Origin of the sequence: Acinetobacter sp. BMW17 (assembly GCF_001592855.1) — a bacterium.
GTDB classification, from domain to species: Bacteria; Pseudomonadota; Gammaproteobacteria; order Pseudomonadales; family Moraxellaceae; genus Acinetobacter; species Acinetobacter johnsonii.
Genome location: NZ_LSOD01000040.1, coordinates 115442 through 138240, shown reverse-complemented (window position 1 = coordinate 138240; position 22799 = coordinate 115442). Strand labels below are relative to the sequence as shown.

Below are 22799 nucleotides of genomic sequence, written 5' to 3'. Positions count from 1 at the left end.
TTATTAATCCTGAGAAACTTTAGGGTTAACTTCACTTGCATCTACGGCATTTGGCACGTCTTTAGGGACACTTTGCAAGCTAAAACTTGTAAAAGCAAAATGAAGGCTAGGCTTACCTATGTCATGATTCGAGGGTAAAGGCATTTGTCCTGCTGCCATTTCCATTTCAAAATTTAAAATATAATGACCTTCATTTATATCAAATTGCTTAATAAGCAACTTAACAATATCTTCAACACTAATACTTGTTGGCATCTCGATAGAAGGCTGCGATTCTTCATTCATGAAACAATCCTTAATTTTGTATTTACTATTGAAGTAGTCACTTGATAGCCATTATTATCATTATATGAATTATAACTATTGAAATGATCAACTGTGACAAGGCTATTCATCTGAGAATTTATAGAGACAAGCGTCTGAGACACCTCATCAATTGATTTACCTAAATCGTGTGGATTGTCGGTGAAATTCTCAAGAGCTTTGTTAACACAAGCATTCAATGAACAACCCATCTGCAATGCTTTAAGAGAAAGTTTCTTGTGGAGATCAGGTGAGGTGCGAACGTTAAAAACCCCATTCATAGGCTTGTCTGGGCTTTTTTCGTTTTTTTCACAAAACTCCAAATAGCTATCAACTGCCTCATGAAAACTTTGCTCTAATTCATCTATAGAATTACCTTCATACATAATTAAATCATTAATGAATAATATTTTTCCGAACATTATCCGATCTTCGTAGCTCGTCTCTATAGAGCCATCAAAGTCTTTATATTTCATAGTTTCCATAGTCAAACCTCACCACTTTCACTGTTTACTGAATCCCAAATATCCAATTCATCAAGCTTTTCAATCAAAGCTTTAACTTGGTACATCTTAAGGATTTTATTGGGGTGTGGCTTATGTATATCAATCACAATTTTGGATTTGCTGTGAATGAATTTTGTACCGGACCCACTTGTGGATTCATCACATGAAAAACCTTTTCCAGAAAGCAAGGAAACAAGTTCATTCCAATGAAAATCTTTGGGTTTTGTACGTAACCTATCTTCAAGCTTTCGTTGTTTACTCATACTAACCCATTTCCCTATCAGCACAATGGCTGTAACTACATTTTAGTTACGTTTTGTATTTATGCAATCATATTTTTCCAATATCGTTAATTTTATAAAAAAATTCAATTCTGCTTTGTATTTTAAAAAACTGCATCGGGTTCGCAGTTTAAAAAATCATAGAAACCCAACAAATGGTAACTACAACAAAGAGTAAGCCTAGTTTTATGTAGTCAAATTTGTTCATCTTATTAATTTCAAGTCATGCTTGGGGTTTAGAATATTTTCCTAAAAAGTCATCTATCCACCCCTGTGCCACTTCAATATTGGTTATGTCGGCCAGCTTCAGGTTAGTGCCTTCTTCCTCATTAAAGCCCTCAATAATCGCTTCAAAGATATTTACTTCACCAATAACCTCACTTGCTATTTCCGCAGGGTCGTAGCTTTGTTTGGCTTTTTTGAGCGAGGCTATTTGTTTATCAATTCCTGCACCAATTTTTTCTAATGCCAATTTGAATTCTTGACGATTAATTGTTAGCGCAGTTTTGGATTTATTAAGTGTTGCTATCATTATGCTTTCCTCTTTTAGAATTATCATTGCCTGGGAAAGCGGTCTTACACTAGCCTAGCCCTAGCGTCTAACTCGCTTTACAACTTGTTTCCACCAGTACTGCCCTAATATAGTTATACCTTCTGATTCTATTTTGCTAGGGGAGTAGTATTCGTCAGGAAATTGATTTTTATCAGGGTTTGCTGAGACAGCCTTAAAGCCACCCTTACCTTCATCACTCCAATTAAACAAGTATTTAATTTTTGTATCATCCCCAACCTGAAAAGCATAAATTTCACCGTCATAGATGGTTCTGGCGGACATATCAATTGATATGGCTTGCCCATCTTTTAATTTAGGAAACATGCTTTCCCCGCGAACATGAATCACTTTGGTTGCGGATGGTTGAACATTACACTCTTTAATTAGATCAACAGGGAAAAGCATCTTATTGTTGCTTGGCTTTTCTAAATTTAAGTAGCCATTGCCGGCACTCACAAATACATCATCATAATAATCAATAGCTACGTATCCATCTGGAACGGGATCGCCAGATTGATAGATACTAACCTCCATCGCAGATATATCGGCATTGCTTTTTTCTGGAGTTGATTCACTACCAGTTGTTAACCATAGAGGGTCAACATTTAAAAAATTAGCAATCAGTGGAAGGAAAGATGATTTCAGATTTCGACCAGATTCCAAGGCTTGATATGCAGGCTGAGACATTTTCACAGCTTCCGCTACTTCTGCTTGGGTTTTCCCCGCACGCTTTCTTGACTGCTTAAGCCTGTCTTTTAATTCCATCTTTCAGAACCTCAAAATCTTAATAACAAATATATAACCTTGGTTATATGAGTTCAAATAGTTATAGTTATTGACTAAAAATAACTATAGTTATAATATTGGTTATATCTAGTGAGGATATAACTATGAGTAACACCACAAATAATATTTTCCAGTTGCTCGTAACCCATTTTGGTGGGCAGGAAAATACAGCAAAAGCCCTTGGGGTCAAACAACCAGCAGTGTCTGGCTGGGTGCGAGGCTCAAAAAGAATGTCTGAGATCGTTGCGATGAGAGCCCAGGCGGCGACAGATGGAAAATTCAAAGCGGTTGAGTTATGTCCATCTCTTAATGATTTCAAGCAATTGGCAATATAACCAATTATCACTTTGTCAAACCTTGAAAGAAACGTGAAACAAATAAAGGATTTCACAAATGCAAGAAATAACACTAAGCCGTGAAGCTCAAACGGCAATTTTTAAAATGATTAACCAGACGCAGGGGATTTCACCTAAGGAAATTGCTCAGGTCACTGGTGACTCACATAACACGATTTGCAACTACGGCAACGTAGGGATGCCAAATCACTTACCGAGTTTGAAGAAGCTTGAAACCATAATGATGTATACGCAGAACCCTGAAATTTTAAAGGTGTGGGCGCATCAGATGGGATACGCATTAGTACCAGTGGATTGTGACTCAAGCAAACATCATGAGCTATCGATCTTTGAAGCAATGATGCAGCACAACATTAAGAGCGGAAAAGCAAACCGAGTTGTGTATGAAGCTTACGAGGATGGGGTAATTACACCAGCGGAATACGAAGAGATCCACCAAATTACCCAAGGCTTGATCGAGTTGATTACCGCCGTGGATCAGGCAGCACTTAAGCAAATGCAGAAGTACACAGCAAATGCACAAAAAGAAAAAGCCTGATCTTGGGGATCAGGCTTTTCAAATATTCAATTCAGAGGGTAAATCTTAATGAATAACATTAATTTAGCACAACAAGTCATTGAAGACAATATAGATCTTTTAAATGGGGATGCAGTTGTACTTAATGAAGTCATAGGTAACTTCGATGAAATTTATAACGTTGTGGAAGTCTATGAAAACACCGTGGATGTGTATATCGGTATTGGCATTTTAACCCTAAACAAAAAGCTTGTTCGTAGTGCTTCAACTATTGAGCTCAATGCAAAACGCCGTCTCACTCTAGCTGAACAATCCTTAGCGGAGGTTCCATGATTACCAACAAGGCCATTCAAAAGAAGCCTGAGCATAAACAGGTGATGGAGCTTCAATCATGGTACGAGCCAGCACTCCGCACATTAGATGGATTGCTGGAGATCCGTAGGGCAAATCTACGAAAAGTAAACGGTGATGAAAAGAATGCTGCCGTAACGCGAGACGAGTTTATGGAAATGCTGATCAATGAACATCGTGTTTCTGCTTGGTATGCAGGTGAAATCATTTCAAGCCTGCATCGAGCAGGTCAGATTTTTATGTTTGGACGTTTCATTAAGGCGGGTGAAGAGTGAGTAATAAATTTATACCAAACTCATTCATGGTCGCTAATGCGTTTGTGGATGAAGCAATGAATAAGATCAGCGATGCATCTGTGAAGATCTATCTCCTGATCATTCGTAAAACACGTGGCTGGACGAAGGAGAGCGATGCGCTTTCTTTACGCCAACTGGAAAGCCTATCTAGGAAAAGTCGTCCTACAGTCATTAAGTGCTTAACTGAGCTTGAAGAAGTTGGGCTGATCAAGAAGCACCATCAATCCAAATATGGAAATGTATTTTCGCCAGTCGATAACTATGACATCGGCAATATCATTAAATTTCCATCTAAAAAAGTACTGGTGAAGACTTTAATTTTGTTCAAAAAAGAGGTGGTTAAAAATTTTTACCACTTCGGATATGGAGAAAATACAGCACAAAATGCAGTCGAATTTTACTTAAATTTGGGCAATCAGAAATCTGTACTGGTTAAAAATTTTAACCACCTTGATGCTGTGGATAAATTCCCAATGTGGTCAATATTTTTAACCACCTTAAACAACAAGTGGTCAAATATTTTAACCACAGGTGGTAAAGAATTTTTACCGCAAGTGGTAAAGAATTTTAACCCACAAACTAACACTATCAAAAAACACTATCAAAATAAAAAAGAGAGCTGGTTTGTTTTAAAAACTTTGAAAGATGAAATTGCTTTGGCAAATGATTCAATTCCTGTTGAGAAAATCACTGAGGCAACTTGGTTCACTCGAGAACTTTCAGCATTTGAAAATTTCAACGAAGGCAAAAATCACAATCCACAATTCTTGACCTACCTGTTTGCTGATTGGTTGATCCGTGCGTATTTCAAATATGAAAAACAAGCTGCTGCAAAAACCGTGGTGGATGGATCTACAGCCAGTGGCTCTACGAATACCAAACGTGAACCAAAGCAACTCACTGAAAAACAAATTGCAGCGTTTGCTCAGAAACTTGCTCATCTTCCTGAGTTCGCAAGTAAGCACAGCGCTCCGGGTGACTCTTACGAACAATTGGCATCACGAATCAAAATTAAACTCATGAATCCAGCACAGGCGAAGAAATGGGAACCATACCTCAAGCAAGTAGGGTTTACAGGCTCGCTTATAGGAGCTACAGCATGATCAAACCTATTCGCAAAAAGCTGAAGTTTGTACACGCCTTTGATTGCTTTGCTCAAATCATTGGACTAGCACTTAAAACAAATGGGCGAATTTGGTCAAAGGAAGTGAGTGAGCAAACGGGTGTATGTATTCGCTCAGCACAACGTTATTTTGCTCAACTTGAAGATTATGGATATTTGTACAGCGATAAAAATACGCCATGCGGATATCGGCCTACCGCGAAAGCCAAACAGTTGTTTGAGGTGAAGGGATGAAATTAAAAGTTGGTGATTTGGTTGTTCCTTATGACGAGGCTGAAGCAAAAAAACTAGCTAATTGGAATCCTCAAGGTGATTTGAAAGTCATTTTAATAAGTATTGGTAAACGGTCTAAAGAAACGAATGTAACGGCAGCGGATGAGCGAGGCGTTCGATATTACTCATTACATATGGCGTTCAAAAAAGTAAATGTTGCGGGTGGTGTATGAGCGAATTCGAAGAAGTTGGGAAATGGTCGTGGGAGGTTCAGGTGGAACAACAAGCCAGAATTGATGAGTTGCAAAAGCGGATTGATTCAGCATTTAAGATTACATCAAAAATGGCAGCTGCCACTAATGCTACAGCTCTGTGGGCATATGACTTGGATAAAGCCCTCCGAGGTGCCAGTGAGTAGCAGCTACTCCATTGCTGAATACAAAAAGATGATCGGTGCGAATAAGGCCAAAAGAGGATCTAAGCGCCCAAAAGTTAAAGGTGAAAAGGTGCAGAGTGAGGGTGAGGTGATATTGGCCACTGCACTGAGAGTTTTAAAGATTGAATTTGAGCAGGAGTTTAAGTTTCACCCTACACGCAAATGGAAAGCTGATTTCCATTTGAAGGGCAAAAAGATATTGGTCGAAGTGGAAGGAGGGATCTGGAGTAATGGCAGACATACACGGGGTAAGGGGTATTTAGGAGATTTAGAAAAATACAACGCAGCAACAATGATTGGTTATCAGGTAATACGGTTTAGCACCGAACAAGTGAAAAGCGGCAAAGCGATTGAGCAAATTTTAAAATTAATAGGTTGATGAAATGGCAATGGTTAAGGTTTGGGACAAAGAGATAACAGGCAAGCTTTATGCGGTTGGTGATATTCATGGCTGCTACAACTTGCTTATGAGTCGCTTAAAAGAAATCAGTTTTGATTTTGAAAATGACTTGCTTGTTGCTGTTGGGGATTTAGTGGATCGAGGTACCCAGAATGTTGAATGCATCGAGCTATTGTCTAAGCCGTGGTTTACATCGGTGCGCGGTAATCATGAGGATTTGTGTATTTGGGGGCGATGTGATGTTCCTTCTAAGCGTTGCCATATTTCCAATGGAGGAGAGTGGTTTTACGAGCTGAGTGTTGAAGATCAATTTCAAATTGCTAAAACATTTTCTGCTTTACCTATTGCTTTGGAGGTTACACATCGAGGCAAGAAATATGGATTTGTTCATGGGCATATTGAACAAAATAACTGGGATGAATTTAAGCAAGTTCTCACCAATCCCTTTTTAAAAAAAATAGACGGCAGAAGTCCTGTCGATTTGGCGATATGGGGGCGTGACCGACTAGATGAGGAGAAAAAGCAGTACACCCATGTATCAGGAGTTGATGCGGTCATCATGGGTCACACGGTCACCCAAAAGCCATGCAAGCGCGACAACTGTTATTGGATTGATACAGGTGCGGTTCACTGGGGAACTATGACAATTTTTGATTTGAGTTTGATTTGAGGGGATTGGGATGAATGCAGTTATGGCAGATAAATTTGAACAATTTGAATGGTTGACTCATGGCATTACTGCAAAGTCGCCAAACTTTGAGCCACAAGCTCATGGCACTGGGGAGAAGCCTTTGAATTACGAAGATCGTTTAGGTGCCATTGCTACAATGGATACGCAGTTAGCGAAGTCGGTTACTTCATTAATTGTCTTTGATGGGAAGTGCGAAAGTGATTATGAATATGTGCGTATGCACCTAGTAAATATCATGCTTCAAAACGCCGTGGCTGATAAGAAACGGGAGCCTGAGCAAATCACCATGAATCATTTGGCTTACTTAATTGCACGCATGGTTATAGATTTCTCTTTAGATCCCCAGCTTGAGAATAACTTCACTGCTCAAGGACGTTTGTATTATGCGGGGATTAATACCATGCAAATGAATGTTGATAATTATCGGATGACATGGAAGCAATACGAAAAGCTAATGGTCATGGCGATCGAGTCAGCAATTAATGAAGCATCAAAATCAATAGAGTTGTATAAGAAAAATACTTACAAAGAATTAAAGGCATAGGTATTTCGTTTTTGCGAAGACTAGGCTATAGTTTCACTATACTGGTCGTATTACGGTTTATCCGAGACCAAACAAGTTTATATACCCGGCTCCTCTAGGCTGGGTATTTTTTTAATTACAAATTCTTACATGACAATTCACATAAAGCTGACTAGAATGCTCAGTATTAGCTTCTCCATGAATAGTTAATATCAGTTTCCACCTGCACCTTCCCCAAGTTGCAGGTTTTTTTTGCTTCATTTTTTATTCGATTAATGATTTAATTATTTTGTTGTAAATAAAAACAACGGTTCCTTGTATCAGCGCAAATGACCAAGGGGAAAAGCCTTACAGAGATGTAGGGCTTTTGTTATGGCGGCTTGACTTTAATCGTAGTGGTTTAAATTTTAATGCCGCCACCCAGATATTTACCAACTTCAAGGCTCGGTCTAATGACTGGGCTTTTTTAATGCCTGAGATTCTATAAACCTGACTCACTGGTGATCTTATGAAATAACGTCAGCCATTAGGTAATTCGGATTTGTGACGCTATGCATTCATTTGCTCAGCTAAAAGCGCAAACGGTGGGATGCTGAAACCAGCCGTATAAATTGGTTTGAATCCAATGTGATTTCGTCACATATTGAGTTAGCCTTAGAGCCATAAATTGTGGGTGACACCCCGACTAATCAAGATGAAAGACGCAAAGCGGATCAATAGCTAACTTTGAGAAGTTTATTGTGTCGAGTAGCGGTAGATCAGTTGCCGAGCTGGTCAATATCGTAATCTAAGGCAAGGGTGTGGTAGATCACCACATCCTTTTTTAAGCGCCATTAGCTCAATTGGAAAGAGCATGGGTTTTCTATACCAATGGTTGTGGGTTCGAATCCTACATGGCGTGCCAGATTTCAAAAGAAAGCAAACCTGTCATAGATAGCGCATTACCGGAAATATTGCGCTGAGGCATCCGGTGGTTTGCTTTGCTTATGAGATCAAAAGGAGATCCGCATGCTCCAATTATTAATGTGCTTATTCGGCCTACACGGTGCGACTGAGATCGACTACACGATTGATGATGAAGAAATCAAGGTGTGCCGTGATTGCTTGAAAGAGATTGATTGACCCTGCCACTTCGGTGGCTTTTGCCGAACGTATTACGGCACATAGAACCCCGCTCAATATGCATTATTGGCGGGGTTTATCTATTTTTGACTAATGTATAAAAAATAAATAAACAAAACTATTGTGAAACAAAAAAACGTTCCACGGTATTGCATATCAGCGTTATATGGTATTAAATAAGCTGAGTAAAGGTAAGATATTTCTTACCTTTTGCTGTCTTTGAAAGAATGTAAATTATTGAATTTGAGATAAATATGAAAGCCGTCACAGAATTTCGACAATGTTAAGCTCACTGGCGTTTTTAACGCTACAAGTTTTGTTGAATTTAAATTTTGATAAGTGAGGTGAAGTATGGAAAATAAAAAAAATACTGCAGTTGATTTTGCTAATTTAATAATCACTTATGTAAAAGATCTACCAAATAGAAAAGGTAGCCTGACGCCTATTAAGTTACAAAAAATACTTTATTATGTATATGTAGAGTGTCTTTTAAAGCACCAAGTAAAACTTTTCGATACGCCAATTGAAAAATGGAAATTCGGCCCTGTGGTTGCCTCCGTCTATCATAATTTTAAAACATACGGAACTAATCATATTGCAGATCCAACTCCTAGTTTTGTATTTGATTTTAATGAAAATGGTTTTCATTACGAGGAAATTCCCTTCACGCAAGACTCTGTTGAAATATGCTCTGATGTTCAAAATACGATTCGACAGAAGGTTGCTGAGTTGATTGATGAAAACCCTTTTGATTTGGTAGAGCAAACTCACAGAGAGGAACCATGGAAGAAATACGAATCACAAATTCTTAAAGGTGAGCGTGGTTTAGTTTATTCAGATGAAGAGTTGATTGGTTTCTTTTCAAAAATCCGAGAGTTGTAAATTTGATGATTACTGGAGATGAGCTCCTTAGGCGATTTCTAAAAAGTTGTATTGAGGATCCAGCAGATGGAGCTCATCTTGATGATCTTCTAAAGGTTTTTTTAGGGGTTTTGCATTTTTACAAGTGCATAGAGGGGCATCCAACTCCATATCATGATATTACTCAATTTATTTATAATTATAAAACAGAAATCAGAATTGATGATTTAAACCTAGTTATGGATGCACTAGAGCTTAAATTACAAGATTTTCCTGACGAAGCTTTTGCAAAGTGTTTTAGAAAATTTAGACGCAATATCCTACTTGCGGTAACTCAAAAATACTATATTCAAAAAGTTGCTAGCGATGTGTTGAGTACCGCTCGCAATGCATCTCTTGCGGCTAACGATGCATTGCAGACGGCTAGTGCAGCTTTAAATGCTGCAAATGAAGCTGAAGAAAAGGCAACTAGAGCTGCAAATTTATCTGGGAGTGCTAAAGAAACATTAGTGCATGCAAGAAAAGCGGCCAAAAAAGCTGAAGATGTTTCTAGTGATGCATTGAAACTAGCCGGGGATGCTCGCATACAAATCCAAGAAGCAAAAAAATCCTCTGAAAACATGATGGTTAACTATGTGACTATTCTTGGTATTTTTGCGACAATTATTATCACAGTATTTGGCGGCATTAATATTATTGGTTCGGCAGTTAAGTTGCTTGAGGGGAATAGTAAGTTAGCATATTTAGTTTTTGTTGTTTCTTTCTTAATGATATGTTTGTTAACCTTAATTCGTACACTAACAACTTGGATCAGCGCCTTAAATAATTACAGGGAAGAAAAAGTAATAGTTGGCAGTCCAAAAAGCTTCTATAGAGCTTCAGTAATTTCATTTTTGACAGTTGTAGTGGTAGCAGGAATTATAAGTTATTTTAATAAACCTCAAGAAACATCACAAAATAATGATGGCAAAGATAAACCAAATTCAAGTAATGTGTTATTCATGAATATCGAGAAATAAAAAATCAAATCTATGCAAACCACCTTCGGGTGGTTTTTTAATGGGCACAATTTATGAAAAGACCGCAACCACCAGAACGACTTCTAAATATTGATCCATTGGATAATGTTGATTTTGAGCCTGCAAAAGAGCTTGAAGAGTGGATTATCGATACCTTTATTTCCAGTGATGGAAAGCTTTATAACTCGGATCATGCACATATATCGCCGTGGTCTAGTACCTTATTTAAAGTTCTATGGGCATCTTCTGCATTCATCAAAGCTGACAGAGTTGTATTGGGCCAAACCGAGAAGTTCGCACCAATGGCGGGTGGCTGGCGAAAGTTACGACAAGAAAAACAAATGATTGATTGGTTTGGCTGTGTGCCTGACTTCATTATTACCATTGATGCAAAGTTCGCCTCACAGGCAAGTGATACAGAATTTTGCGCATTGATTGAGCACGAGTTGTATCACTTGGGTGCTAAGCGGGATGAAGATGGGAATTACCTAATTAGTCCCTCAACAGGTGAATACAAATATTATTTAAGACCGCATGATGTTGAAGAGTTTCATGGTGTGGTTCAACGCTATGGTGCATCAGAAGATGTGCAGAAGATGGTAGACCTTGCTAACGATGGACCAACAATTGGAAAAGCTAAAATTGCACATGCTTGTGGTACCTGTCTTCTAAAATTGGCTTAAATTTTTTTGCCATTTTACTTGGACGTACTTGGACGGATTTAGATAAATGGCAAGACTTAATAAACGGGTGAAACTCTATATAGTTCGGTCATTAGCAACCTATGAGACACCCACTGAAACCGCTAAGGGCGTCCAAGAAGAATTTGGCATTGTAGTAACGAAACAACAGTGTGAAGCATACGACCCAACCAAAAAGACAGGGCAGGATTTAAGCGAAGAATTCAAAAAGGAATTTTATCGAATCCGAGAGGATATGAATAAGAACGTTAATTCAATTCCAATTGCAAATATTGCTTATCGTTTAAGACGACTTCAAAACTTTATCGATCATGATCGCTACAAAGATAACGCCGTGATTGTTCCTGATCTATTAGAGCAAGCTGCAAAAGAAGTGGGTGGGCTCTATACCAATCGTAAAGAAATAACTGGAGCTGATGGTGGACCAATAAAAACTGAGAATGAACAGACACAACCCGCTATGTATACCCCTGAGCAGCTTGCTGGGATGTCAGCACAAGAGCTATCTCGCTTAGCAATTAATGGCAAATTATGAGTTACGCAATTGAAGAAATAGCGCCCCTCATTAAAGAGTGGACGATTAACACACGTTTGCCTGAAGTCATTGCTGAGATGACCAGACGCTATTATTACCGAGCAGTAATAGAACAAAGCGAACTCAGCATTCAGGCTGAGATCTACAAGTGCAAGAATGATCCAGCACATTGGTTCAACCATTGGGTGTGGACCTACGATCCAAGGGGGATGCCTTTTGGATTACCGGCAAATATTCCGTTTGTACTTCGTCCTGGTCAAGTTGAATTGGTCGACTGGTTACTTGAACGTGAAAGCACTCAAACCCATGGCTTAATTGAGAAGAGTCGTGATGAAGGTATGAGCTATGTTGTGCTGGGTTTTTACCTGCATAGATGGTTATTTGTCGAGGGTTTCGCTGGTGGTGTAGGTAGTCGCAAAGAGGATCTAGTTGATAAGAAGGGCGATCCTAAAACGCTGCTTCATAAGTTCCGAGATATGTTCTCAAAGCTACCTGATTGGATGAAGCCGAAAAGTTTCGTCGAAAAGGTCCACGACAACTATATGCGTATTATCAATCCTGATAATGGCGCAACGGTTACGGGCGAGGCTGGAGACAACATTGGCCGTGGTGGACGTACCACAATGTACTTTCTTGATGAATGGGCATTCGTAGAGCGTCAAGAAGCTGTAGATGCAGCTATATCGCAGAACACCAACGTTCATATTAAGGGATCAACTCCAAACGGTATCGGGGACAAGTTTCATCAAGATCGATTCAGCGGACGTTACGCCGTGTTTACGATGGCGTGGCGGGACAACCCAGATAAAAACTGGACTGTCTCACTCCATGGGAAGCAGATTCATCCGTGGTATGAAAAGCAAATTGCGACGCTTGACGACATTGTCTTAGCTCAAGAGGTTGATATTGATTACGCCGCCTCAGTTGAAGGTGTATTGATTCCATCAGCATGGGTTGAGGCTGCTATAGATTCGCATATAAAACTCGAGATTCAGCCATCAGGTGAGCGTAATGGTGCACTTGATGTGGCAGATGAGGGTAAGGATAAAAACTCCTTTGCCTCACGTCACGGCATTGTTCTGCAGTACTTGGATACGTGGTCAGGCATCGGTGATGACATCTTTGGAACAACCCAGAAGGCGATCGATATTTGTTTAGAGCAAAAGTTGAATTTGTTCTTTTACGATGCAGATGGTTTGGGAGCTGGTGTTCGCGGTGATGCCCGAGTCATTAACGAGCAGAACAGTGCTAAAGGAATTGATGAGATCCAAGCGGATCCGTTCAGGGGCTCGGGCGCAGTTCATAACCCAGAGCTTGAGATGGTAGAGGCTCGGAAGAATATCGATTTCTTCGCAAACCTAAAAGCTCAAATGTGGTGGAGTTTGCGCATGCGCTTCCAGAACACGTACAGAGCACTACAAGGCATGCAATACGATCCTGATGCACTTATCTCGCTATCGACTGAAGATTTGGATAAGCGCGAACTAGAGCAACTTAAGCGTGAGTTATCACAGCCGACCTACAGTAAAAACGGTGCTGGCAAAATCCTTGTAAATAAGCAACCCGATGGTGCCTTGTCACCTAACCGGGCTGATAGCGTCATGATCTGTTTTAGTGATATCAAGCCGCCTGCACGATTAAGACCAGGAGGGGGAGGTTCACGAAGTTTCTAAAAGGTTTTTAAGATGGCAAAGAAGTCAGAGAGTAAGAAAACAAAGCCTAAATCAGCTGGCTTAATGACAGAGGTTGCTGTTGAGAACCTTGCATTCACTTTGGGTCGCAAAGCTGATATTGACGAAGTACTTCGTCAGGCTGGGCTAACCCGGCAACGATTATCAGTCCTTATGGTAGATGATGAGATTGCACAGGCCATGGAGACACGCCTTGATGCAGTTCTCAATGCGCCGTGGCGATTTGTTGAAGATCATGGGGAGCAAACGGTTTTTCTAAAGGATTTATTCACTCGTTGGCATGCTGAGATCGTCTCAGGTGCATGGGAAGCTTGCCCTTACGGTTATTCGGTTATGGAGGCTAACTATGCGCTTACCAGTGACAGTAAATTTACCTTAAATGAGATTGTAGTTAAGCCTCTAGAATGGTTTGAACCTAAGAATGATGGACGCCTAATCTACCGACAAAATGCTACCGAAGTTGATGTGAATGCCAAATACCCACTCAAGTTCTTTTTGACACGCCGTAAACCTACATTCAAACAGCCTTATGGTGATCCATTACTGTCGAAGCTTTATTGGCTATGGTTCTTCCGTACCAATACAACAAAGTTTTGGGTCAAGTTCTTAGAACGTTTTGGTACGCCAATCTTATTGGGGAAAGTGGGTGGTAAAGATCGTAAACAGGATGATATTGATGCCATGACATCGGCTTTGCTCAATGCACATGCTCAATCAGTTATGTCTATTGGCGCAGAGGATTCTGTAGAAACTATTGGTGGAAGCTCTTCCAATGGTGGCAGCACAGCATTTGAAGCTTTTGACAATGTATTAACCCGCCGTATTCAAAAGGTAGTCTTAGGTCAAACGCTCACAAGTGGGACTGATGGTGTTGGAAGTCGAGCTTTGGGTGAAGTGCATAACGATGTTCGCTTAGATAAGCGTAATTCAGACCTACGCATGATCACGCCTACGATTCAAGAGCTCATAGACGCACTCTGCCTGCTGAACAACTTTGAAAAGCACACAATTGTCTTGGGTGGTGAACAGGATCTTAAGGTTGCTGTTGTTGATCGTGATATTAAGCTTAAAACATTAGGTGTTGAGTTTAATGATCAGTATGTGATTGAGACATACGGCATTAAGGCTGAGCATTTCAAGATGAATACTGGTGATGCAGTCCCTAACACCAAATTCTCTGCATTACCTCATCAAGCATTCAGCTTTAAGGCATCAGTTCAAAAACAATCACCTGAGCAGCAAGAAGTAGATGAACTGACAGATGGGCAGGGTGATCTTGAGCTATTGAATCAAGATCAGATTAAACAATTGGTGGCTGATTCGACGGATCCACAAGATCTAGCCAGCAACTTAATGCAACTCATCCCAATGGCTTCCAAGGCTCAGTTCAAAGCGAATTTAGACCAGGCTTTGTATGCAGGAGATGTATTGGGGTATGTGACGGCCAATAATGGAAGGTAATCTATGCAACCAGTCACATTTCTTGAAGCGCTGCATTATGCGCATAGTAAGAAAGTGGTGTTGCCTGATGAGTTTTACTCAATGGATCTTAAGACACGGCAGATGGCGACTACGGTTAGCTTTCTGTCGAGTCTTGAACAAGCTGAGTCAGTGATTAAGTCACTTAACAAAACCTTAGCATCGGGTGGCACCTTTAATGATTTTCAGAAGCTTGTAGCTGAATCTGAAATCGTTTTACCCAAGCATTACCTAGACAATGTATTCCGTACCAATATCCAAAGTGCATATGGCCATGGACGTTGGCAGCAACAGCAACGGAATAAAGAGAAACGTCAGTATCTAATGTATTCAGCTATCAATGACTCACGTGTGCGTCCTGCACATCTGGCATTGAATCGAATTGTATTGCCGATTGATCACCCATTTTGGCTAACGCATTATCCTCCCACTGGATTTCGCTGTAGATGCACGTGTATAGCATTAACTGAGAAACAGGCGCTTAAATACGGCATCACACCAGATGACAAGTTGCCCGAAGTTGCCGAAGCTTTGGATTGGAGCTCACATCCTTTGCAATTTGGAGAGTTTGAAGCTTTGGTGGATCAGAAGATTTCAAAATCATTACTGGATAAGGAATATCTACTGGAGCAGAAAGAAGCAATTAAGGCCGAATGGACTGCATCTAAAAAGCTGACTAGTCTTTTAGCCCCGATGGATGATAAATCGAGAGATCTATTCAACACGGTGGCCAATACGGTTATTCCTTTAGATCCATCCATTAGACCAAGTGCAATCAAGACTTTCGTGGATTATGTGCAGGGCAATGATGCTGCAATCACGAACTACCTAAATGCGTCTGTAAGCTCGAAAGCGGACGATGTTTTAAAGCAGTGGCTCAGACAGGACATGCAAGCATTAAGCGCCGTGGCGAGTAATTCTGCTTCAATCGTGACAGGCGGTGTGACCTTGCAGCATGTAGTCGCTTATGAAGTTGGGCAAACGATTCAATTTAATTCGCCATTACTGTTAGCTGAAAATGCTTCCGATGTGGTGTTGCAGATTGAGAATGCGAAAGGCTTAGGCATTGATCTAAACGAATTGAATGCTGGTCATGGCGTATTGATGCCAATGGGTTTGTCATTTGAAGTGGTTTCGATTGAGGCACTGAATGGCAAGATGATTTACACACTTAAAGCATTGGTGAATTAATGACTGAAAAATGTGAATCGTGTCGACGTGGTTTGGATGGTCGAAATGGTAATGGTTATTCGCCGTGTGGCTGCGAGAAAAGAGTGGTTGTGATTGGTAGCCCGTCAAGAGTGAATAATCTAGTACGTGCCATGTGTTGCGTTCTATCGCGACCACCTAAGAAACCATGATTAAAAATTAACTGAAGCCGCCTAAAGGGCGGTTTTTTAATGGAGCATGAAAAATGCCTGAACTTAATGAAGAGCAGGGCAAGTACCTATTCTCACTATCCGCGGTGGACATTGTTCCTCAGGTTGAGGGGGATAAGAAGCGAACCTTTAAAGGCACGGCTTACGGTGGTGGTCGTGTTGATGGTCACTGGTTTTGGGGTCGAAATGGTGTTGTTTTCGATCTTGAAGGAATTGAGATTCCAACCCCCACACCTTTACTAGAAGAGCACTTCAGTACAAGCCGAGTTGGTGTGGTGAAAGAAGTAGGTATCAATCAAAACATCACTGTGACTGGTGACTTTCTCCGCAATGCGAAAGCACGTGAAGTCGTGGATGACGCAGATGATGGTTATCCGTTTCAGATGTCCATGTTCATTGATCCTGGTTCTGTTGAAGAAGTAGGGCAAGGGGTGAATGTGGTTGTAAATGGACAGACCTTCACTGGACCAGTCGCGGTATTCCGAAATAACCGTATCCGTGAATTTACGATCTGCTCGACAGGTGCGGATCGAACAACGTCGGTAAATGCTTTCTCAGCAAAACCCGGCACAGCAAATCAACCTACAGAGGACACAGACGTGACCGAATTAGAAAAGGCGCAAGCCCGTATCCAAGAGCTTGAGACTAAAAACTCTGAGCTTGAAGCCCAAAACAAGCAGTTTGCTGCAGCCAAGCGTGAAGCTGAAATTACTGCTTTAGGTAAAGATCTGGGCAAAGAATTTAGTCCGGAAGATATTACCGAGATGAAGGCATTAGATGACTCTGCATTTGCATTCTCAGCTAAACAACTTCGTCAATTCTCAGCAGGTACTCAGCCAGCAGCTGGTCAGCAGCAGCAACATATTCCATCACACTTTCAGCATTTGTTCACTCACCAAGCAACAGGTGGTCAAGGTGGGCAAGGGCAAGGCGGTAATCAAGGTTCAGCACTTGATCAGGCATTTAACCAATTTGCTGCAGCTCAACAGGGAGCAAAAAATTAATGAGCACAATTACTCAAACAATCACCACAACACAACTTGTAGTTGGGGATGGTGTTCGCACAGAAAATGCAAAAGTAAAAACGGCCACAGCCTATAAGCGCGGTGATCTGCTCAAGATTGGAACAAATAACTTAGCGGATCACCCTACAGTCACTGAAGGATCGGTAGGTGATTGGAATGCGATTGCAAATACAGATATGACTGTAGAGCAAGCAACCTACCATGCAGCGAATGGTCTAGAAATGCCGATCTATGTGCAAGGTGCATTTGATATTGCTGTAGTGACTGTAAACGGTACCCCATTAACAGTTGGTCAGTACGATGCTGTGCGTGCACAGGCATTGGTCAACAAAATCGAACTTCGTAAAGTATCAGGGAATTAATTCATGAGTCAGACATTTACATTTCAAAATGCACCTGTGGAATTGTTGGATGTACCACAGTTGGTACTTCTTACTGATACAACCCAAAAAGTTGATACATGGCTAATGGATCGCTTCTTCCCACAACGTGTTTCGTACACGAAACAAGAAGTGCCAGTTGGTGAATTAAATACAGCTACTCCATTAGCACCATTTGTGACCCCGACGGCTGCAGGTCGACAGATTAAAGTTGGGGAATCAGGCAAAGTGAACTTCGTTAAACCTGCATACTTAAAGCCAATGATGACGGTTATGCCGAGTGAAGTACAAAACACTGCTTTGATTAGTCAATTGCGAAAATTCGGTGTCATTGCAACTGGTTCAAATCGTTTAAGTGACGCTGATCTTCTTTTGATTGACCAAGCACAAAAGGCTGTATATCTGCGTCAGTCTATTGAAAACCGTAAATTGCTGATTGCGCGTGATGTTTTGCTTTATGGCAAGACAACTTTCGCTTCTGCAGACTTTCCAATGTATGAAGTAGATTACGAGCGCAACGCTGCTTGTAATTTCGCTCCATTAATCAAGTGGGGGCAAGCTGGTGCTACACCAGTCAAAGATATTCAATCTATGATTGATTTGTCTGTGGAGCATTCAGGCACATCCCCAAGTATGGCTCTGACGACATCGAAGGTGTACAACACCTTGATTAAAGACCCAGAGTTTAAAGAAAAGTTTATTGCACCGTATGCTGGTATTAACGTACCACTCACACCAACATTTGATCAGATTGATAAACCTCAGTTCCGTGGCACTGTTGATAATATTGAATTCTGGACGTATGACGTTAAGCACAGCATTGGTGGTGGTCAATCAGAGCGATTCATTCCTGAAGACTTCTTTGGCTTAATCTCAGATGCGAATGGTTGGATTGCACATTGTGCATTGCAGAACGTAGAAGCGTTTGGCCAAGCTTTAGAATTTTACCTAAGCCAATGGCAGGAAAAGAACCCATCTAGCATTCAAATGCTAGCTGAATCATCACCGCTCGCAGTCCCTAACAACAAGAACGGTCTTGTTGGTGGTCGTGGATTTGTATAAGGAATAAAGCATGCCAAAGTACATTGCAAAACAGTCCCTCGGTCACTTCCGACCAGGGCAAGAAGTTAAAGGGCTTGAAGACAAACAACTTCAGGCCCTTTTAGCATCTGGAGCTATTGAAGAAGAAAAAGCTCCAGAACAACCTAAGGCTGATGGTACTGCTGAACGTTTAGCTGAACTTGAAAAGGAAAATGCTGAACAAGCAGGAACTATCAAGCTCATGACTGAAGACAAAGCGAAGTCTGATCAGGAAAAAGATGGGCTTGAAACGAAAGTTGCTGAACTTGAAAAGGCTTTAGCCACAACTGAAGCTGCTTTAAAGAAAGCAACCACCGAAGCCAAGAAAGCTACTACAGATAAGTAAGGTGACCCATGTACGCGACTGAAGCAAATCTAGTTGCGCGGTTTGGTGGTGAGATTGATGAATTGAAGTTGATGCATGCAAGTGCATCAACTGCTGTTCAGGATGCCTTACAAGACGCATCAGAAGAAATTAATGGGTACATCGGTGGTCGCTATCCTTTACCTCTGCCAAATGTGCCCAGTAATTTAGAGCGAATGGCGTGTGACATTGCACGCTATCGTCTTTATTTCCAGCAACCCACTGAAGAAGTGCGTAAGCGTTATGAAGATGCGGTTAGCTTTTTAAAGCTCGTTGCAACTAATAAAGCACATTTGCAAATTCAGAATGTGGAAACCAACCAGATCGTGGATGACCAACCTAAAAACAAACCATCTACAGCGCCAATAGGCACGACTTACACTGGTGGTGTCTTTGGTGATGATGTCCTTGGAAAAATGCCGAGCATTAAGTGAGGTGATGCATGCCAGGCACATTAATTGAAATCCGTGCCGATGGTGACTCAGCGATCTCTAAAGCCTTAAGTTTGTATGTAGATGTTGAAAAGCGTCAGTTAAGGCTTTACGAGCGCATGGGTGCCACCTTGGTGGAGAATATCCGCGATCGCTGGTCTCGTGGTGAGGGCTTATACGGCAAGTGGCCATTATCCGTCAGGGTGATGCGCCAAGGCGGTACCACGCTTCGCGATACATCGCGTCTAATGAACTCTATTACCAACAATACAATCAGCAATGGTTTTGAGGTTGGTACGGACGTTGAGTATGGAGCCATCCATCACTTTGGCGGTGAAATTAAACATGAGGCTCGTCAAAGCACGGTTTACTTCAGGCAGAACCAAAAGACTGGTGTTGTCGGTAATCGTTTTGTTCGCCAAACACGATCTAACTTTTCTCAAGACGTAAGCGTTGGTGCTTATACCGTGAAAATGCCTGCACGTGCTTGGTTGGGTTTAACTGTAGATGACGAGCAGGATCTATTAACCATTGTTGAGGATGTTGTTCTAGATGAGTGATGAAAATCTATATGCGGTACGAGATGAGATCGTAGCGCGCCTCGAGCAATTCATGGATGAGTGGGGTGTAAAGAAAATCTATACCCCTAAAAATCTAGGTATGACGACTGAACTGTCCCAAACCACACCCAACATTCAAGTGAATTTCCGCCGTACCAAAAGTGCAGGAGTGGTGAGCAAAGGTGATGCACTCAAGCTGAAAGTGGTTTGGGAAGTGACGGCTTGTTGTAAGCATGCCGCATCACAGGTGACGGATGGTTCTAAAGCATTCGATATGGCTGGTGATCTAACTATTAAGATCATCAAGAAATTGAGTGGCTGGGAACCTGAATCTAGTGCAGAACCACTGATTTATATGAATACAGAGGAAGACATTTCTAAAAGCTGTGTTTACTCAACTGTGGTTTTAGAGTCCGAGCTATTCATTCAAACCGAACCTGATTAAGGAATCTTATGAAAACGCAATACAAAGCCTTAAAGCCGATTGGTCCATGGGTGAAAGGTCAAATTGTGGGTGATCTACCACAAGAAAAAATTAAACAGCTTTTAGAGGATGGCGTGATTGAAGCAATCAAGCCTGAGGTAAAAGCAGAAGTTAAACCAAAAACTAAAGAGGTGCCGGCGAATGGCTAAGAAGTACATTTCATTGCGTGGTAAGTTCTCCCTTGCTCCAATTGTTGAAGGTGTTGTAGGTGCTATGCGAGAGCTGGGAAACATCCCAGACTTTACGCTCGAAATCACTGCTGACAAGATCGAACATACCGAGTCAATGTCAGGTGATGATACGACCGATTTGGTGCTATACAACACCACTGCGGTTTCGTTCAGTGGCACACTTGAGCAAGTTGATGCAGATAACCTGGCATATATCCTGTCGGGTAAAAATGTCGAAGTTACGACCAAAACCATAGCTGACCACGATTTAGGTGCAGTCACTAAAGGTCAGAAGATCAAACTAGATGGTTTTAATCTAACTCTACCAACAGTGACTGATGGAGCATCAACACCAGTTCCTATTGAATCAACGAAATATAAGCTAGATGCAATTTACGGCACGATCGAGTTTCTTGATGATTTGCCAAAAGTTGTGATTGGCTATACCACTGGCGCCGTGACACATACTACGATCGCATCTGACTTTGGCAAAGAATATGCATTGTTCTTTGAAGGCATTGATAAGATCAGCAAAGACAAAGTGTTCTTAGCTCTGCACCGTACAATTAAATCGCCCGATTCGAGCTTTGGCCTAATTCATGAAGAGTTTGGTTCTTACGAAATCAGTGGTGATGCCTTGGGTGATCTGACCAAAGATAAAGATGGTGCTCTTGGCTTATACGGTTATTACACCCAAATCCCAAAAGCTGTATAAACCTACTACAGGCACTTAAGCAGGATGCAATAGGCATCTTTTTTTGTGCCTGTACTTTTTGAGATTTCATCATGAATGATTTTTTTATGGCTTCAAATCGACCTGTCAAAGTTGGTGAGCTATCGGTGCACCAGCTGCAGATGCATAACTTTGATGAGTGGTCAGGTGCAGCGCAGGTCATCAAAGACTTTTTGAATAATCATCCAGATGGAACCACACAAATGATCTTTGATGCTCATTCATTTGAGTCGACGCAATTGATAGCCCATTGTTTGCAACACAGCATTGAACAGGTCATCGATCTATTTAAGAAAGAGGGCTCACTCAATGTCTTGTTATTGGATACTGTCATTAAAGTGAATGACGCATTTTTTTCCGAGCCGAAACCTAAACACCGGGATGATGTAGATCCGCGTAAAAAGAGTAGTTGGTTTGATGTATTTCAGCTTCTCGTATCCAATGGCCACTCACATGAAAGCATCATGCAAATGAGCTACGGTTCATTCCGACACTATCTTAAAGCGGCTCAAAAAGCTGAGCGTATGAAGATGCGTAATTTAGCGATTGCAACTCGGGCGCAGAACGCAATCAATAAGAAGTTCAATGAATTCATCAAGAGTCTTGAGAAAGAACAGTAACTTTCACATTGTGCTGTGAATTTTAGCAGGTTATGATTTATCCAATTATAACGAGGGGTAAATTCATGAAAAAATTAATAATTACAGCTGCTTTGATGTCTGTTTTTACATTAGCAAATGCGAATTTAGCAGGGGCAAGCATTAACGGTAAACAAGTTCGCAAAGGTCAAAGCTATGGTGAAGTGGTTGCAGCTGCAGGCCAGCCAACATCGCATTATGACTACGTTAAAAACGTGGGTGGTAAAGACGTTTCAGTACGCGAACTAAGCTATGTAGATGGCAGCAAAACTTTTACTGTTGTAATTGAAGATGGCAAAGTAACTACGATTCGTAGCGGAAAGTGAGGTTGCTGATGAAAAGATCACATAAGCTTGCAATTGCTTTCGTCATTTTATTAATAATTTTGATTAAGTTTGGATTGGTTGGTAGCCAAGATCATATGGAAACTAACCAATCTTTAACTGAAGACAAGGCTCAAATTACCAAGCAAAAGACAATTAGCCCTGCTGATAAAATTGATTTGCATGCCTATAGTGAATACACAAAAGAAGGCTTTCCTAAACTTTATGAAATTGTTGGAGATGATGGATTCAAGAAACTATTTCAGCATGACATGGAGTCAGCATACAAAGTGGCAGAAAGAAGTGATTGTGATAGGGTTATTTATTCTGCTTATTCTGAAAAATCAAATTATCCATCAAAGATAATTTCATTTGTACGCTGTCAAAATGGTAATGTCTTCGATGTTTCAAATGAGATTGTTGAAAAAAGATAAAGCACATAGGGGCTTATTTTATATAAAATTTTAACCACCGTGAGGTGGTTTTTTT

Annotated in this window: 35 protein-coding genes and 1 tRNA gene; 31 read left to right on the top strand and 5 right to left on the bottom strand. The window is 40.9% G+C overall.

Annotation, left to right across the window (positions count from 1 at the left end; genetic code table 11):
- Positions 1 to 3: 3 nt before the first annotated feature.
- The 5 genes from AXW61_RS13080 to AXW61_RS13060 form a co-directional block, all read right to left on the bottom strand.
- Positions 4 to 285, bottom strand: a complete 282-nt coding sequence (locus AXW61_RS13080; protein WP_062034644.1) for a hypothetical protein — start codon at positions 283 to 285, stop codon at positions 4 to 6.
- The gene (locus AXW61_RS17320; RefSeq protein WP_205630089.1) at positions 282 to 788 is read right to left on the bottom strand and encodes a type II toxin-antitoxin system HicB family antitoxin; all 507 of its coding nucleotides are present in this window, start codon (positions 786 to 788) and stop codon (positions 282 to 284) included. Before AXW61_RS17320 ends, AXW61_RS13080 begins: the two co-directional genes overlap by 4 nt.
- A gap of 2 nt (positions 789 to 790) precedes the next feature.
- Positions 791 to 1072 (bottom strand): type II toxin-antitoxin system HicA family toxin, encoded by a 282-nt coding sequence (locus AXW61_RS13070; RefSeq protein WP_062034643.1) that lies wholly within the window; start codon positions 1070 to 1072, stop codon positions 791 to 793.
- Between the two features lie 241 nt (positions 1073 to 1313).
- Positions 1314 to 1622 carry a hypothetical protein gene (locus tag AXW61_RS13065; RefSeq protein WP_062034642.1) on the bottom strand — a complete coding sequence of 103 codons (309 nt, stop codon included), beginning with the start codon at positions 1620 to 1622 and terminating at the stop codon, positions 1314 to 1316.
- Positions 1623 to 1682: 60 nt separating this feature from the next.
- A complete protein-coding gene (locus AXW61_RS13060; protein ID WP_004980515.1) occupies positions 1683 to 2408 on the bottom strand; it encodes a S24 family peptidase in 726 nt (241 codons plus the stop codon).
- 125 nt (positions 2409 to 2533) lie between these two features.
- Here AXW61_RS13060 and AXW61_RS13055 point away from each other — a divergent pair, with 125 nt between their 5' ends.
- From AXW61_RS13055 to AXW61_RS12905, 31 genes are all read left to right on the top strand, one after another.
- The gene (locus tag AXW61_RS13055; RefSeq protein ID WP_058952049.1) at positions 2534 to 2764 is read left to right on the top strand and encodes a Cro/CI family transcriptional regulator; all 231 of its coding nucleotides are present in this window, start codon (positions 2534 to 2536) and stop codon (positions 2762 to 2764) included.
- 58 nt (positions 2765 to 2822) lie between these two features.
- Complete coding sequence (locus AXW61_RS13050) at positions 2823 to 3323, top strand: phage regulatory CII family protein (RefSeq protein ID WP_062034641.1); 501 nt, start codon at positions 2823 to 2825, stop codon at positions 3321 to 3323.
- A 48-nt stretch (positions 3324 to 3371) separates the two neighbouring features.
- Entirely contained in the window at positions 3372 to 3635 is a 264-nt protein-coding gene (locus AXW61_RS13045) for a hypothetical protein (protein ID WP_062034640.1), read from the top strand.
- The gene (locus tag AXW61_RS13040) at positions 3632 to 3928 is read left to right on the top strand and encodes a hypothetical protein (protein ID WP_062034639.1); all 297 of its coding nucleotides are present in this window, start codon (positions 3632 to 3634) and stop codon (positions 3926 to 3928) included. Before AXW61_RS13045 ends, AXW61_RS13040 begins: the two co-directional genes overlap by 4 nt.
- A gap of 26 nt (positions 3929 to 3954) precedes the next feature.
- Positions 3955 to 5052, top strand: coding sequence for a replication protein (locus AXW61_RS13035; RefSeq protein WP_062034638.1), 1098 nt, complete (start codon positions 3955 to 3957; stop codon positions 5050 to 5052).
- The gene (locus AXW61_RS13030) at positions 5049 to 5306 is read left to right on the top strand and encodes a hypothetical protein (RefSeq protein WP_062034637.1); all 258 of its coding nucleotides are present in this window, start codon (positions 5049 to 5051) and stop codon (positions 5304 to 5306) included. The genes AXW61_RS13035 and AXW61_RS13030 overlap by 4 nt, the downstream gene beginning before the upstream one ends.
- Complete coding sequence (locus AXW61_RS13025; protein WP_062034636.1) at positions 5303 to 5518, top strand: hypothetical protein; 216 nt, start codon at positions 5303 to 5305, stop codon at positions 5516 to 5518. Before AXW61_RS13030 ends, AXW61_RS13025 begins: the two co-directional genes overlap by 4 nt.
- Complete coding sequence (locus tag AXW61_RS13020) at positions 5515 to 5703, top strand: hypothetical protein (protein ID WP_062034635.1); 189 nt, start codon at positions 5515 to 5517, stop codon at positions 5701 to 5703. Before AXW61_RS13025 ends, AXW61_RS13020 begins: the two co-directional genes overlap by 4 nt.
- Positions 5666 to 6100, top strand: a complete 435-nt coding sequence (locus AXW61_RS13015) for a DUF559 domain-containing protein (RefSeq protein ID WP_062034634.1) — start codon at positions 5666 to 5668, stop codon at positions 6098 to 6100. The genes AXW61_RS13020 and AXW61_RS13015 overlap by 38 nt, the downstream gene beginning before the upstream one ends.
- Before the next feature lie 4 nt (positions 6101 to 6104).
- Complete coding sequence (locus tag AXW61_RS13010; RefSeq protein ID WP_062034633.1) at positions 6105 to 6791, top strand: metallophosphoesterase; 687 nt, start codon at positions 6105 to 6107, stop codon at positions 6789 to 6791.
- 10 nt (positions 6792 to 6801) lie between these two features.
- Complete coding sequence (locus tag AXW61_RS13005) at positions 6802 to 7356, top strand: hypothetical protein (protein ID WP_062034632.1); 555 nt, start codon at positions 6802 to 6804, stop codon at positions 7354 to 7356.
- A gap of 806 nt (positions 7357 to 8162) precedes the next feature.
- Positions 8163 to 8239: transfer RNA gene (locus tag AXW61_RS13000), tRNA-Arg, on the top strand.
- A 569-nt stretch (positions 8240 to 8808) separates the two neighbouring features.
- Positions 8809 to 9339 (top strand): type II toxin-antitoxin system antitoxin SocA domain-containing protein, encoded by a 531-nt coding sequence (locus tag AXW61_RS12995; RefSeq protein ID WP_062034631.1) that lies wholly within the window; start codon positions 8809 to 8811, stop codon positions 9337 to 9339.
- A gap of 5 nt (positions 9340 to 9344) precedes the next feature.
- Positions 9345 to 10337, top strand: coding sequence for a hypothetical protein (locus AXW61_RS12990; RefSeq protein WP_062034630.1), 993 nt, complete (start codon positions 9345 to 9347; stop codon positions 10335 to 10337).
- A 53-nt stretch (positions 10338 to 10390) separates the two neighbouring features.
- Positions 10391 to 11020 (top strand): putative metallopeptidase, encoded by a 630-nt coding sequence (locus tag AXW61_RS12985; protein ID WP_062034629.1) that lies wholly within the window; start codon positions 10391 to 10393, stop codon positions 11018 to 11020.
- A gap of 46 nt (positions 11021 to 11066) precedes the next feature.
- Complete coding sequence (locus AXW61_RS12980) at positions 11067 to 11573, top strand: DUF2280 domain-containing protein (protein WP_062034628.1); 507 nt, start codon at positions 11067 to 11069, stop codon at positions 11571 to 11573.
- Complete coding sequence (locus AXW61_RS12975) at positions 11570 to 13246, top strand: terminase (RefSeq protein WP_062034627.1); 1677 nt, start codon at positions 11570 to 11572, stop codon at positions 13244 to 13246. Before AXW61_RS12980 ends, AXW61_RS12975 begins: the two co-directional genes overlap by 4 nt.
- A 12-nt stretch (positions 13247 to 13258) precedes the next feature.
- Positions 13259 to 14725 carry a DUF935 family protein gene (locus tag AXW61_RS12970; protein WP_062034626.1) on the top strand — a complete coding sequence of 489 codons (1467 nt, stop codon included), beginning with the start codon at positions 13259 to 13261 and terminating at the stop codon, positions 14723 to 14725.
- A gap of 3 nt (positions 14726 to 14728) precedes the next feature.
- Positions 14729 to 15934 carry a phage minor head protein gene (locus AXW61_RS12965; RefSeq protein ID WP_062034625.1) on the top strand — a complete coding sequence of 402 codons (1206 nt, stop codon included), beginning with the start codon at positions 14729 to 14731 and terminating at the stop codon, positions 15932 to 15934.
- A 223-nt stretch (positions 15935 to 16157) separates the two neighbouring features.
- On the top strand, positions 16158 to 17126 hold the full coding sequence (locus AXW61_RS12960; RefSeq protein ID WP_062034624.1) for a hypothetical protein: 969 nt from the start codon (positions 16158 to 16160) through the stop codon (positions 17124 to 17126).
- Positions 17126 to 17509 carry a hypothetical protein gene (locus AXW61_RS12955; protein WP_062034623.1) on the top strand — a complete coding sequence of 128 codons (384 nt, stop codon included), beginning with the start codon at positions 17126 to 17128 and terminating at the stop codon, positions 17507 to 17509. The genes AXW61_RS12960 and AXW61_RS12955 overlap by 1 nt, the downstream gene beginning before the upstream one ends.
- 3 nt (positions 17510 to 17512) lie before the next feature.
- A complete protein-coding gene (locus AXW61_RS12950; RefSeq protein ID WP_062034622.1) occupies positions 17513 to 18589 on the top strand; it encodes a major capsid protein in 1077 nt (358 codons plus the stop codon).
- A gap of 10 nt (positions 18590 to 18599) precedes the next feature.
- Positions 18600 to 18953: a hypothetical protein gene (locus tag AXW61_RS12945; RefSeq protein ID WP_062034621.1), complete on the top strand. Its 354-nt coding sequence runs from the start codon at positions 18600 to 18602 to the stop codon at positions 18951 to 18953.
- Positions 18954 to 18961: 8 nt separating this feature from the next.
- Positions 18962 to 19405, top strand: coding sequence for a DUF1320 domain-containing protein (locus tag AXW61_RS12940; protein ID WP_062034620.1), 444 nt, complete (start codon positions 18962 to 18964; stop codon positions 19403 to 19405).
- Positions 19406 to 19413: 8 nt separating this feature from the next.
- Positions 19414 to 19962: a phage virion morphogenesis protein gene (locus tag AXW61_RS12935; protein WP_062034619.1), complete on the top strand. Its 549-nt coding sequence runs from the start codon at positions 19414 to 19416 to the stop codon at positions 19960 to 19962.
- Complete coding sequence (locus AXW61_RS12930; protein ID WP_062034618.1) at positions 19955 to 20407, top strand: hypothetical protein; 453 nt, start codon at positions 19955 to 19957, stop codon at positions 20405 to 20407. The genes AXW61_RS12935 and AXW61_RS12930 overlap by 8 nt, the downstream gene beginning before the upstream one ends.
- An 8-nt stretch (positions 20408 to 20415) precedes the next feature.
- The gene (locus tag AXW61_RS12925; RefSeq protein ID WP_062034617.1) at positions 20416 to 20595 is read left to right on the top strand and encodes a hypothetical protein; all 180 of its coding nucleotides are present in this window, start codon (positions 20416 to 20418) and stop codon (positions 20593 to 20595) included.
- Positions 20588 to 21331, top strand: coding sequence for a hypothetical protein (locus tag AXW61_RS12920; protein WP_062034616.1), 744 nt, complete (start codon positions 20588 to 20590; stop codon positions 21329 to 21331). The genes AXW61_RS12925 and AXW61_RS12920 overlap by 8 nt, the downstream gene beginning before the upstream one ends.
- 71 nt (positions 21332 to 21402) lie before the next feature.
- Positions 21403 to 21969 (top strand): hypothetical protein, encoded by a 567-nt coding sequence (locus AXW61_RS12915; protein ID WP_062034615.1) that lies wholly within the window; start codon positions 21403 to 21405, stop codon positions 21967 to 21969.
- Between the two features lie 65 nt (positions 21970 to 22034).
- Positions 22035 to 22313 (top strand): DUF2845 domain-containing protein, encoded by a 279-nt coding sequence (locus tag AXW61_RS12910; RefSeq protein ID WP_062034614.1) that lies wholly within the window; start codon positions 22035 to 22037, stop codon positions 22311 to 22313.
- A gap of 8 nt (positions 22314 to 22321) precedes the next feature.
- Complete coding sequence (locus AXW61_RS12905) at positions 22322 to 22744, top strand: hypothetical protein (RefSeq protein ID WP_062034613.1); 423 nt, start codon at positions 22322 to 22324, stop codon at positions 22742 to 22744.
- The last annotated feature ends 55 nt before the right edge of the window (positions 22745 to 22799 follow it).